At 70.9% G+C, this 12,714-nt stretch carries 9 protein-coding genes; 2 read left to right on the top strand and 7 right to left on the bottom strand.

Features of this window, described 5'->3' with window-relative positions:
- The first annotated feature begins 71 nt into the window (after positions 1-71).
- Together kstR and ACFWNN_RS06055 are read left to right on the top strand one after the other, a co-directional pair.
- Complete coding sequence (gene kstR, locus ACFWNN_RS06060) at positions 72-647, top strand: cholesterol catabolism transcriptional regulator KstR (protein ID WP_382438802.1); 576 nt, start codon at positions 72-74, stop codon at positions 645-647.
- Positions 648-723: 76 nt separating this feature from the next.
- The gene (locus ACFWNN_RS06055) at positions 724-1,125 is read left to right on the top strand and encodes an MmpS family transport accessory protein (protein WP_382438749.1); all 402 of its coding nucleotides are present in this window, start codon (positions 724-726) and stop codon (positions 1,123-1,125) included.
- A 13-nt stretch (positions 1,126-1,138) separates the two neighbouring features.
- Here ACFWNN_RS06055 and ACFWNN_RS06050 read toward each other — a convergent pair whose 3' ends face one another.
- Genes ACFWNN_RS06050 through ACFWNN_RS06020 form a run of 7 tightly spaced genes read right to left on the bottom strand, consistent with a single transcriptional unit; the run spans position 1,139 to position 12,627 of the window.
- Entirely contained in the window at positions 1,139-5,197 is a 4,059-nt protein-coding gene (locus ACFWNN_RS06050) for a CHAT domain-containing protein (protein ID WP_382438748.1), read from the bottom strand.
- Positions 5,197-7,803: a hypothetical protein gene (locus ACFWNN_RS06045; RefSeq protein ID WP_382438747.1), complete on the bottom strand. Its 2,607-nt coding sequence runs from the start codon at positions 7,801-7,803 to the stop codon at positions 5,197-5,199. The genes ACFWNN_RS06050 and ACFWNN_RS06045 overlap by 1 nt, the downstream gene beginning before the upstream one ends.
- Positions 7,800-8,522, bottom strand: a complete 723-nt coding sequence (locus tag ACFWNN_RS06040) for a PP2C family protein-serine/threonine phosphatase (RefSeq protein WP_382438746.1) — start codon at positions 8,520-8,522, stop codon at positions 7,800-7,802. The genes ACFWNN_RS06045 and ACFWNN_RS06040 overlap by 4 nt, the downstream gene beginning before the upstream one ends.
- Complete coding sequence (locus tag ACFWNN_RS06035; RefSeq protein WP_382438745.1) at positions 8,519-9,007, bottom strand: FHA domain-containing protein; 489 nt, start codon at positions 9,005-9,007, stop codon at positions 8,519-8,521. Before ACFWNN_RS06035 ends, ACFWNN_RS06040 begins: the two co-directional genes overlap by 4 nt.
- Positions 8,995-9,612: a 4Fe-4S single cluster domain-containing protein gene (locus ACFWNN_RS06030; protein ID WP_382438744.1), complete on the bottom strand. Its 618-nt coding sequence runs from the start codon at positions 9,610-9,612 to the stop codon at positions 8,995-8,997. Before ACFWNN_RS06030 ends, ACFWNN_RS06035 begins: the two co-directional genes overlap by 13 nt.
- The gene (locus ACFWNN_RS06025) at positions 9,606-11,480 is read right to left on the bottom strand and encodes an AAA family ATPase (protein WP_382438743.1); all 1,875 of its coding nucleotides are present in this window, start codon (positions 11,478-11,480) and stop codon (positions 9,606-9,608) included. The genes ACFWNN_RS06030 and ACFWNN_RS06025 overlap by 7 nt, the downstream gene beginning before the upstream one ends.
- The gene (locus ACFWNN_RS06020) at positions 11,470-12,627 is read right to left on the bottom strand and encodes a hypothetical protein (RefSeq protein WP_382438742.1); all 1,158 of its coding nucleotides are present in this window, start codon (positions 12,625-12,627) and stop codon (positions 11,470-11,472) included. Before ACFWNN_RS06020 ends, ACFWNN_RS06025 begins: the two co-directional genes overlap by 11 nt.
- Between the last annotated feature and the right edge of the window lie 87 nt (positions 12,628-12,714).

Genomic DNA, 12,714 nt, shown 5'->3' with positions numbered 1-12,714 from the left:
AGAGCGCAGCTGCAACACGTTTCAGGAGGATCATCTCCGTGTCACCTTCGAAGTCGCGCACGGACGCGCTCATGGCGGGCGACGAGCTCAGCTCGGCCGCCCAGCGCGAGCGCCGCAAGCGGATCGTCGACGCGACGATCGCGCTGGCGTCCAAGGGCGGGTTCGACGCCGTCCAGATGCGTGCCGTGGCCGACCGCGCGGACGTGGCGCTGGGCACGTTGTACCGCTACTTCCCCTCGAAGGTCCACCTGCTGGTGTCGAGCCTCGCGGTGGAACTGGAGCGCGCGCAGGAGAAGATGGACCGCACCACGGTCCCCGGCGAGAGCCCGTACGAGCGCGTGCTGTTCGTACTCGGCCGCATCACCCGCGGCCTGCAGCGCAATCCGCACCTCACCGAGGCGATGACGCGCGCGTTCACGTTCGCCGACGCCTCCGCGGGCGCCGAGATCGACCGGGTCTCGTGGCTGATGGAGAGCATGTTCACCAAGGCGATGAGCGACGACGCCCCGACGGACGAGCAGAAGGCCATCGCCCGCGTGATCGGCGACGTGTGGCTGTCCAACCTGGTCGCGTGGGTGACCCGCCGCGCCACGGCCACCGACGTGGCGAACCGCCTCGAACTCACGGTCCGCCTGCTGCTCAAGTGAGTCGTCCTGCGGGATGACCCCGGAGTCACACCCGCGAACGATGCCGGTGCACGCCGTCACCACTACCGTCTGTCCTATGAAGACGCTCCTGGTCGTCCTAGCCGTGCTGGCCGTGGTCGGCGGCGGAACCGTCGCGCTGGTGAACCACTTCGGCGGCTGGAACACGCTGGTCGGCAAGTCCTGGGCCATCACCTACGAGGTGTCCGCGCAACCGGCGGAGACCCTCGCGGACGTGACGTACGCGGAGTCGCCCAACCGCAACCGCAAGGAGACCCCGCAGAACACCAGCACGTCGGCTCCCCTGCCGTGGACCACCGAGGTCATCATCAACGCGGGCGAGAAGGCGCAGGTCGCCGTGACGCCGAAGGGCGACCAGGTGCTGACGTGCCGCATCCTGCTCGACGGCGTCAAGGAACTCGCGACGGCGACCGGCAAGCCCGGTCAGAAGGTCGACTGCGAGGCCGTGACCGGGACCTGAGCGCGAACGCCCGTCACCACCCGTGGTGCGCGAACGCAGCCCAGTACACGGGATCCGCGAGCGCGGCCGCACGCCCCCGTTCGGCGAGCAGTCGCGCCACGTTGTCGCCAGGCACCGCACGACCTGGGTCCAACGCCCACAACTGCACGGCCCGCAGCGCGTCCCGCGGCCGCATGTCCTGACGCACGAGGAAGTCGTAGAACACGCACATCAACAACGCCGACTCGACGTCATCCACCTTCCACTTGGTGCCCACAACCCCGGTGGCGCCCGCCGCCACGTACGCCGCCGCCAACGTGAGCCCCTCGTCGTGCAGGCTCGCCGTCAGATCGCTCTCACACGCCGCCAACACGACCAGCCCGCCGTTGCGTCGCACGGCCGCATGACGCAACATCCGGTCAACGGACAAATCCGCGCGCGCCAACTCCAACGCTGACTGCGCAGGCGTGGCCTCCGCACGCGCGTGACACCCCAAGTGCAACAACGAGGCCCCGCTCTCCTCCAGCACCTGGTCGGGCGTACCCGGTCCGCGCACCGGCACACCGGACCCGACCTGCCCGTAGAAGTGCGCGTCTGGGAAGAGCCCGTGCAGGAACTCCGCCTCGTACTGCGTCGCGGCCAACGTCCCGGCGGGGTTGCTCACCACCACCGGTGACGCACCGACAGGTTGCCGCTCCCGTTGCGCCAACTCGCACAACTGCCGTGCCGAGGCCGCGTATGTGAACCCGGCCTCCCGCACCGCGATCCGTTCCGCAGCCGCCGCGGCGTGCCACGGCACCACGCCCAGCGCCCCGGCAGGCGCCAGCACCAGCCACGGTACGTCTCCGGAGAACCGGTGCAGCAACGGCTCCACCGCCGCCCGCCAAGCCCACGCGCACAACGAGGGCAGCGCCTTCCGCCGCTGCCGGTCGTCCAGCGCGAGATACCTGCCGACCTCGCTGTCCGGCCCGTCCACCAACAGCGGCAACAACACTTCGCTGACCGCACCGTCCGCCGACGTGACGAGGGCCCGCCCGGTGTGCCCTTCCTGGCCGGGCACCAGGTGTACGAGGGCATCAGCCTCCAGGCTCCGCAACGCGACGCCGATCTCCTCCACCGAGGGCGGCGCCAACGCCTCGACCTCGTTCCCCAGTACCGCCAACGCCCTCCGCCGCACGTCGCTCGGCACGAGATCCGGGTCCGAGCCTGCGGTCTTCACCCACTCCTCGGCGAGTTCGGGGTACCCGGCGGCGCGAAGCTTCGCCGCGATGCCGGACGTGAACGTGGCGTTGTGCAGGACGAGCCCACGCCCCCACTCCACGGCTTCCACAGCTCGCCCGAACTCGCCTGACGCGGCACAGCGCAACGCCACCCGCTGACCTCGGGCCGCCGCGTCGGCCGCCCGCACCGCCGCGTTCTCGCTGCCGGACTGCATCATGACGTGGCGTGCGCGGAACTTCAGCGCGTCGAACCCGACCGAGATGGCCGATTCCCCGTACCCGAGCGAGGCGAGGCTCCAGCAACTGTCGGCCACGAGGTCCAGCAGTCCGGTCGCGTCCCGCAGGCTCAGCACACCGAAGTCGAGGTCGGCGTGATGGCGCAACGCCTCGTCCAGGGCCGCCGTGCTCCGGGTGATCTTGTGCCGAGCGTTCCAGAGGGCGGACAGGCCGAACACCGCGAGACCGCGGTCCACCCGGTTGGTCGCGGGATCGTCCCTGAGCGCCTCCAGCCGGGCCACCCCGGCCTGGAACTGCGCGTGGTCGCCTCTCGTGGCCGCCGCCGCGGTCGAACCCCAGAGACTGGCGATGGTCGTCGAGGCGTGCATCGCCGATCCGACCTCGATCCCACCAGAGGCCTTCCCGAGCTGGTCGAGGGCGTGCGCCATCATCGCGAGGTCGTTCTTCTCCTGCCCCCGGAGCAGGAGCGTCTGCAGCAGCTCCACCCGCTCCGCCAGCACGGCCACGACGTCCCTCCGGCCGTCCAGCGCCTCCAGCCGCGGGTAGATCTCCTCAGGAGTCAGGCCGGCGTCGACGAGGCTCCCGGAGAGGTACGGCTTCAGCACCCGCGTCATGGCGTCGATGTCAGCGACGTCGAGCCCTCGATCGAACTTGGACTTCCGCAGCGCGCGCAGTTCCCGGAAACCTGCCTCGTGGTCCTGGCGGTCTCCGTGCTCGTTGAACCGGCCGAGCAGCAACGCCCCCAGCAGGAACCAGGCGTTGTCGTGTTCGTCCGTGCCCCGTGGCGCGAGGCGCATCGCCTCACGGCAGTGGCTGATCGCGAGCCCGTACCGGTCGTCGTGGTCCTGCAGGGTCAGCAGCAGCTCCAGGCGCGCGAGCTGGACCAGGAACACCGTGCGGAGGAAAGGATCGACCTCCGCGTCGAAGCTGGCCTTCTCCAAGGCGCTCCTGGCGCGTTCCAGCGGAATTCCCACAACCCCTCCGCGTGCGTGCACATCGGCCACGACCGCGCCGTGCAGTCCCAGCGCGACAGTCCACAGCGGATGGTCCCGATCCACGAGGCCGAAGTACTCGTCCAGCAGCACCGCCGCCTCGATCTCGGCGTCGCGGTCGTCGGTGTCCTCGGCGCGGCCCGAGAGCAGCATCGCGTGCTGCACCAGGAAATCCAGTGCCAGCGTTCCCCGGTCGAATCCGGCGGCACGAGCCGCGGCCGTGGCGTTCAGGGAGACCAGCCTGCTGTCCGGATCCTCCACGAGTTTGAACGTCAGCGCCGCCACGGCCCGCAGCCAGTCGGGGCCGGTCCGCTCGTGCCGCGTGAGCCAGTCGAGCAGATCCCGCGCCACCTCCTTCTCCCTGCCGTCACCGATCACGGAGGCGGCGAGGGCGTCCGGCACCACGGCCTGCTCGTCGACCACCATCGCCAGCAACGCCAGCGGCAACTGCAGGGTCCAGCCCAGCTCGGACGGTTCCTCGACGGACAGCCGCAGGAGCCGCTCGGCCTCCACCCGGTCGGCACGACCGCGCAGCGCGAGGGAGGCCGTCGCGATGGCGCGCAGCGGCAGCAGCAGTTCGGACGGAGGAACGTCGTGGCCGTCGGTGATGTCTTCCAGCTGGGCGACCAACCGGGCCACGCCGTCGGCGTCGCCCGCCAGCCAGTGCGCCTCCATCAACGTCCGCCCGACGGATCCCTGGTCGGGGTGGGCGGCGAACTCGGCGACGAGGTGGTCGATCAGCTCCGGCAACTCCCCTGGGTTGTCCCGCGCCCGGCTCAGCAGCAGGTCGCTGCGCCGGGCCGCGTACCGCCCCTTGTGGTTCTCCCAGTGCGGAGAGCGCTTGACCGTGTCGAGCACCCGCAGCGCTTCCGGCCGGCCGGCCATCTCGTCGGATCCCTCGGTGAGGAGGTCGCTCAGCTCGAAGGCCGCGTTCGGGTCGTCGAGAGCCACCATCTCGTAGAGGGCGATCGCTTCCTGCCGGTCGGCTTCCCGGTCGCGGGCGTAGGCGGTGACGGTCGTGCCGTACCGGAACGTGAGGAGCTTGGCGAGGTCCACCACGGCCTCGGTTCGCCACTCCTCGTCCTCAAGTCGTTCGATGCTGTCGTAGAGGTGCTTCTCGGCCTCGTCCAGGAGTTCGGGCGACGGGTTCTCGTCCTCCTTCAGCTCCCGCCGGAACTGTTCGCGCAGCGTCTGTCCGAGCAACGACAACGCCCGCGCGCCCTCCTCCTCGTCGTCGGCTTCTCGCAACGCCAGGCCGCGCAACTCGACAACGGCCTCGGCCAGGTAGAGCCGGTCGTCGGTGTCGGTGACGTAGTAGCGAATTTGGATCAGGTCGACGAGGTCGAGGCGGAAGTAGAACGTGTCGGAGTAGCCGATGATCAGGCGCAGTTCGGCGATGGCCGCGTCGATCTCGTGGATGTCCTGCCACATGCGGGCGCGGCAGCGGTGCCATTGGGCGCTCAGGTAGCGGGCCCAGAGCCAGTCGAAGGACGGTTCGCCCGCCACGGCCTGGATCCAGTCGAGGTGGTAGCGGACCTCGTCCAGCAGCTCCTGGTCGCCGGGATCGCCCTCGTCCATCTTCGTGTCGAAGTCGGCGAGCATGGTCTCGACGCGGTCGAAGCGTTCCAGGTGGTCGTCGGTCATCAGGCGTCCACCGCCCGGCGGATCCCGCGCAGGCACAGCACGGTCAGAGGGAGGTGCACGAGCAGCGCGGCCCAGAAGGCGCCCGGACCCCAGACGGCGGCGAACGACGCGAGCGGTTCGCGCAGGTACGGCAGCCACAGGAACTTCAGCTCGGGCAACGGTTTCGCGATGAGGGCGAGCACCAGCACGGCCAGCACGCCGACGGTCAGCGTGCCGATGGTGTTGCGGCCCGACAACGCGACCACGGCGGCGACCCCGACCAGCGCCAGCAGGTAGCCGCTCTGCAGCGACGCCGCGTAGCCACCGGGGTCCGCCGTGGCGACGTCCTCCGAGAAGGCGGTCAACCGCAGGACGACCGCCGCCCAGAACAGCATCGCCAGCGCCACCAGCGCGAACAGGTAGACGGCAACGCGGCTGCCGCGCCACCGAGTGCCACGCCGCGACACCGTCTCCGGCAGCCACGACCGGGCCAGTCCGGCCAGGCCGAGACCGCCGACGGTCATGAGGACCAGGCCCACCACGATGCCCTCCGCCCACACCTCGGCGATCGACGAGACCTGGGTCGCGATCATGTCCGGCGACGAGATGGGGCCGAACAGCGGGAGGTGCGGCAGGGCCAGTCCCAGCACGACCGCCGACACCACGCCGCCGGCGACCGCTCCCTTGGTGCGCACGAGCAGCACCAGTTCAACGGCCAGCACCATGAACGGCAACGCCAGCACCATCTGGGCGGAGGCGCCGAGCATCGCGGCCTGCCGTTCGCCGTCCGGACCACCGTCGAACGCGATCGAAGCATTGCTCAGCACGACGGCGACCCACGCAGCGGTGATCATCGCGTACCAGAGCACGACCACCGCGCCCACCTTGCGCAGCGCACCGCGAACGGAGATCCCCCTGGCCTCACGCCGCGGCCGTTGCATCACGGCCCGTTCCTGCAGGATTCCCTGGGCCAGCAGGGTCGCGCGGCCCTCGGCGGTCGCAGCCGACGGGAACTGCCTCGCGATCGGGCGCCACCACGGGACGTCCGCCATCCGCACCCACGGCGACGGCCGCAGCACGCGTGCGGCCTGCTCCGGGCGCAGCACGAGCAGCAGGGCCATGCCGTGCAGGCGTTCCCGCTCACCGGAGCTCAAGGGGCCCGACCCGGATCCGGCCACGATCTGTTCCGCCGCCTGCACCAGCACGGGGAGTTCGGCGGCGGCGCGGTCCAGCACCGCGCACCGGCCGGCACATCCGCTGTGGCGGCAGCGGTAGCCACCGGCGGTGCCGAGGACGTCCCCGAGCACGACCTCGCCCGCGAACTCGAAGCCGTCGGACTCCGCGAGCACCGCGACGAGGCCGTCTGCGTCGACCGCACGGCCGCGATAGCGGGGCGTGACCTCGGGAGCGAACGCCGCCCCGAACGCGAGCACCCCGCTGTGCAGTCGTGCCGATCCCGCTGCGGCTCCCCGGAACCGCAGGATGTCGAACCGGTTCTGCAGCTCTTCCTTCTTCAGCCAGGTGTCGAGGTCCTGACGCCCCTCCCCGGTCAGCCAGCGCTCGGCGGCGTGCGGGTTGTCGAGCATCGCCACGGCGAGGTCGGCCGGGTCGTTGAACGTCCTGCCGTCCACGAACGTGATCGGCGAGTGCCCCGAGGCCGCGGCGCGTCCGCGGGCCGCGACCGGTGGACTGCCGCCCGCCAGCCAGTTCTCGACCTCCGCCCACCCCCACCTGTCGACCGGATCGGTGGTCAGCAGCCCGGAGATCAGCAGCCGCCACCGTTCGTCGGTGATGTTGGTCAGGTCGAGCTCACCGAGGGCGCGGATGCGGGAGATCGCCTCGTCGGAGAGCATCTCGCCGTTGGCGCGCTGGAACCGCATGTGCCCGGTGAAGAGCTGGTACGCGATCTCACCGAGTGTCCACCACGGCCAGGGCCCGCCCTTCTCCTGCCAGTACTGCTCCGGCGGCGTGTAGGCGCGCGCCGCCATCGTGGTGCTGCCGATCTGCTGGCTCGCGGTGAACCCGACGACCCCGCCGAAGTCGACCACGACGTACTCGCCGTTCCCGCGCCGCATCCAGTTGTCCGGCTTGACGTCGATCGGGTTGCGGCCCACCTCCGTCTGCCAGAAGTGCAACGCCTGCGCGAGTTCGCGCACCACGTCGAGCGACCACTGCTCCGACCACCAGGGGGCGGACCTCTCGCGGATCTCCTGTTCCAGCGTGGCTTCGAGGATCTCCATCGCCACCCAGTGGATCGGCCCGTACGGGCTGATGAACGACCCGTGTCCGTGCAGTCGGGGCACGTGACGCCGGAACTCGCTCCTGTCCAGGTGTTCCAGCAGCGCCGTGTCGGCCTTGTGGTTCGCCCAGTGCACCTTCACCGCGATCTCGGCGCCGTCCGGTGTGCGGCACCTCCAGACCACGCCCTCGGTTCCGGTGCCGAGCACCGCGAGTGGTTCGAACCGGTCCCGCAGCCGGTCCGGGAACTCCGGTGCCTCGTGGTCCTCCGGCGGCGGAGCCACCGAACCCTGCTGCACGGTGGGAACCGACCTGCCGTTCTGCGCGACCGTCGGGTTCGACCCCTGCTGCACGGTCGGCGTGCTGGGTCTCGGAACCGGCTCCGTCATCTATTCTTCTCTCCTTCGAGCCACACGGTGACCACGCACACCGAGACGTTGTCCGGAGCGCCGGCCTCGACAGCCGCCCGCAGCAACGCCCTGGCCGCGCCGAAAGACGACTCCAGCGCCGCCCCCTCCCGCACGACGGCGGCGTCCACGTAGGAATGCAGTCCGTCCGAGCACAGCAGGAACCTCGAGCACTCGGCGGACTCCACCTCACGCACCTGCGGTACGACCTCACGGCCAGGTCGCCCGCCCAGGACCTGGGTGAGCGCGCCGCCGGGTTCGACGTGGTCCGTCGTGAGCTGCGAGACGAAGCCGGGTTCGACGTAGTACGCCCTGCTGTCGCCCACGTGGCAGATCGTGATCACGTCGGTGACCAGCAACGCCGTCGCTGTCGTCGCCATGCCTTCGAGCTCGGGCTGGGACGCGCCCAGCGCCAGCAGGTCCTCGTGCACCCGGCCGAACGCCCGCGCGGGGTCTGCCGCGACGTCCGGCAGCGCGGTGTGCAGGGCCGTCACCGCGAACTCGCTCGCCACCTCGCCCGCCTGGTGCCCGCCGAGGCCGTCCGCCACCACGACCAGCACCGGCTCGGACGTCTCCCGGGTGAGCAGCACGGGCTCGGTCATCTCCCGCGGCGCCGACCAGCCGAAGACCGAGACCCGGTCCTCGTTGCCCGCGCGCACGAGGCCTCGGCTGGTGAGCGCGGCGACCTCCACGCGCTTCACGACGGCAGTCCGAACTCGTCGTACCGCGCGCCCTCGACGTGCAGTTCCACGTCCTGGCCGAGCCGCAGCACCTGTCCCGCCTCCAAACGGCGCGAGGTCGTGAGCCGCCGACCGTCCACGTAGGTGTGGTTGAGCGAGTCCTCGTCGCTGACGTACAGATGGCCGTTGAGGAGGTGGATCCTGGCGTGCAGGCGCGACACCTGGGTCAGCTCCGCCATCCCCGGGACGGACGCGAGCGGGCCGGTCTCGCGGCCGATCTCCATCCCCTCCGCCGGAACCTCGATCACCTGTCCCAGGAAGCGCAAAGTCAGCGGCGACCCGGCAGGGGGTTCGGCGGGCGCCTCGGCGGTGGTCTGCGTGCCGCTGAACGCCGCCGCGCGCACCGGCTCCAGCATCGTCGCCGGGTGGACGGCGCAGAACCCGGGGCTGACCGAGACGGGGCAGCCGTCCGGGTCGTCCGGGCAGCGGTAGGTCAGGGTCGCCATGCGGCCTCCTCGAAGACGATCCCGTTGTCGCGCAAGCGTCGTTCGACCTTCGGCAACACTCCCGCCGGCGGCACGCCCACCAGCCAGAGCAGCCCGTCGTCCACCCGCACCTGGACCTCCGCCCGTCCGGCGAGGTCCGCGAACGGCCGGTAGCGCTCCTCGCCGAGCGGGGTCAGGGGGACGAGCAACTGGTTCGCGGAGCCGCGCCAGATCAACCCCGGCTGCTCGCCGGCGCGGTAGCGGCCGGTGATCACCGCGTCCACGTGCGCGAGCACGCCCCGCTGCTCGTCGTCCAACTCGTCGAGCTCGTAGCCCGTGTACAGCAACACGTCCCGGCCGTCGCGCGGCAACGACGCCAGGAACTCGGTCAGGGCGGGGGCCTGCTGCAACGGCTCGCCGCCGCTGACCGTCAAGCCGTCGGCGCCCGACTCCTCCCATAACGCCAGCAGGTGGTCGACGCTCAACGACGTCCCCGCACCCGCGTCCCACGTGTCGAGCGACATGCAGCCCTTGCACGCCAAGGTGCAGCCCTGCAGCCAGATTCCGAGCCGGCGGCCGGGTCCCAGCGACGTGATCGGGTGCAGCACCCGGCTCGTCCTCAGCACCGCGTCACCTCGGCGCTCCACCCCTGCGCGCCCGCGACCAGCTGGTCGACCCGCCACGTCTCGTCCGGCACCGGTGGCCGGCGCAGCACCATCTCCGAGAGCGGGTTGATCAACGCCGCCTCGACCGCGTTGTTCACCCCTCGCCCGCCGTGGCCGAGGTTCTCGATCGCCTTGTCGTACAACGTCCTGCGCGCCGCCTGGCCGATCTCGAGGCGTACCCGGTGCACGACGTCCATCCGCCGCACGACCGACGCCAGCGCCTTGTCCAGCAACGCGGGCACGATCTCGGGCTGGATGAAGTCCATGGCGATGAACGCGTCCCCGAGCCTGTTGCGCAGCTCCGGCCTGCCGATCTTGTTGTCGAAGAACGACTCGAACGACTGCTGCAACACCCGGCGCACCTCGGCCGGGTCGTCGCGGTAGGTGAATCGCGGCGGTGCGCCGGGCGGTGCCTGCGGATCGGCCACGCCGAGGTTCGAGGTGAAGATCAGCACGCTCTCGGTGAAGTACACCGTCGAACCGCGGCCGTCGGTCAGCCGGCCGTCCTCCAGCACCTGGAGGAACAGGTCGAACAACCGCTCGTGCGCCTTGTCGATCTCGTCGAACAGCAGCACGCTCATCGGGTTCGACCGCACCGCGTTCGTCAGCTCGCCACCCGCGTCGAACCCGACGTAGCCGGGCGGGGCGCCGACGAGCCGTTCGCGCGCGTGCTCCTGCTGGAACTCGCTCATGTCGAACCGGACGGGCTCCGCGTCGCGTCCGAAGATCAGCCGCGCCACGCCCTTCGCGAGCTCGGTCTTGCCCACCCCCGTCGGTCCGGCGAGGAACAGCACGCCGCGCGGCCGGTTCGGGGAGCTGGACGACTGCGCGCCGGTCAGCCCGGCCGCCGACCGCATGAAGATCTCGATGGCCTTCTTCACGGCGTGGTCCTGCCCGATCACGCCGATCGCGGCCGGGTCGGCGCCGGTGATCGTCTGCCGGATGGACGACACCGCCCACGGGTTGTCGCGCACGCCCACCCGGTACAGCCGCGCGGCCTCGTCGAGCCTGCTCACCGGCAGACCGCGGTCGACGGCCACGCTGCTCACCGCGAGCACCTCCGCGTTGCTCATGCCGTGCGTGACCGAGACGAGGTTCTCCGCGGCCGTGTCGACCGTGCGCTGGTCGGCGGCCTGGCCCGCCTTGGCCGTCACCACGGTCACCGCGTGCCTGGCCGCCGCGAGCCGTTGCTCGGCGGGCGCGGGCGGGACGGTGATCACCTTGACCGTGCGCGGCGAGATCGCGAACTCGACCGGCAGCTGCTCCTGGCGTTCGGCGACCCAGAAGACCGTGTTGTACGGCATGACCGGCGACGCCCCCGGAACCGGTCGTGCCTCGTGTGCAAGGGCTTCCGCCGCTGCCATCAGCAGCTTGCCCTCGCCGGTCAGCTCCGCGCGCGGAGAGCCGAGCCTGGCCGCGAACGGGAACAGCAGGCCGACGGGCGCGGCGCGGAACGTAACGATCTCGCGCAACACCCGGCGGGTCCGGCGCAGCACCAGGTCGTCCGGTGCGCCGCCGTCCCTGCCCTGCGCCGACAGCGCGTCGTCCGCGATGAACTCCCGCAACGCGTCCGGCAACGGCAGTTCGTCGTCGCGCAGCCGCCACACGTCGAGGCGGTCGCGGGCGATGTCGAACACGGTGAGCGCGGCGAAACCGCGCAACCGGCACGACCGTTCGACCACCTGCGGCAGGTCGAGCGGCACCAGCGCCGGTCCGTTCCCGGACGGCAGGAAGTAGCGGTCACGGACGTTGCCGACCAGCAGGATCTGCGGGTGGGTGACGAGCGACAGGTCGAGCTCGCGGACCCAGGCCGGCACCTCAGAGTTCACGGCTCTTCTCCTTCCTCACGGTCCCGAGAGCCCTCACGGTCCCGAGAGCGTCACTTGGCCCGCCCGGCAAGGGACTCGGGGTGACCGGGACCGCTCTGCCCGGATCGCCCCTGAGGAACGGGTGGTCGTCGAGGTGAACGCCGCGCTCGCGCAGCTTGGTGTGCAGCTCCGGCAGAGTCTCGTCGCAGTACGCGGTCTGCACGGCCTCGGCGTACGTCCCGGTCGCCGCCTGGTCCCCGGCGCGCACCACCGCGGTGAGCAGCGACTGGCCGTCCTCGGGCAGCCGGACGAGCAGGCCGTAGCCCTCCCGCGCGCGGAACCCGACGACGGCCTGGTTGTCGGTCATCAGCAACGACTCGAACTCCTCGCCGACCACGCACCCCAGTTCCGCCAGCGCCGCCGCGGCGGCGTCCGCGACCTTGCGCCGATGTTGCTCGCGGTCCTCGCGTTCGACCGAGCCGAAGACGGCGTCCGCCGCCGCGTCGAGGTCTGCGGTGGTCGTGACCAGTTCGCGCAGGGACTCCTGGTCGGCGGGCCTCGCGTCGCGCACCAGTTCCAGCAGCCGCACCCGTTCGGCCTCGAGGGTCGCCGCGTCCTGGCGGCGTGCGATCGACTTCTGGATGATCACCGCGATCTCCAGCGACAACGTTCTGGCGCGCGACACGGTCGTGGCCTTCGCCAGGTCCGCGAACACCTCTCGCGCGGACGTGACGCCCTCGTCGTCGCAGCGGTGGCCCTGGCTCGCGATCAGCGACTCGGCGTCGGCGACCGCGTTCCGCACCGCCGGGGAGTCGCGGTCCGGTTCGGTCTTGGCGCGCGCCAGTTCGGCCCGCGCGGACAGCCCAGTGACGACGACGTCCAGCTTGCTGATCTCGGCCTGCCAGGTGCGCTTCCAGGCGGCGTTGATCGACTCGTCGGCGCCCTGAAGCGCGGTGGTCACCTCCTGCAGGAGCTCCTGAAGGTCGTCGCTCGTGGTGTCGTCGGTGAAGCCGGCCCGCACGGCGGGGATCTTGACCCCGATGCCGCGAGCCCGTGCCCGCAGCCCGTTCAGCCGGGTGAGCGCGGAAGCCACGTCGGCGCGCAACTCCCGCCTGCGTCGTGCTTCGATGTCGGCGGCCGAGATGTAATAACCGACGGATGAGCTCATTGAACCTCGCGCTGTCCTGGGGCTGCGGACGGATGAAGAAGCTACGTCCCGTTCCGCTCATTTCCCGGGCACGACAATCAAATGTCC

It is taken from the genome of Lentzea sp. NPDC058450 (assembly GCF_042721395.1).
In the GTDB taxonomy this organism is placed as follows: domain Bacteria; phylum Actinomycetota; class Actinomycetes; order Mycobacteriales; family Pseudonocardiaceae; genus Lentzea.
Note: the sequence above shows the minus strand (reverse complement) of the source record. Positions and strands in the feature narration are given on the sequence as shown.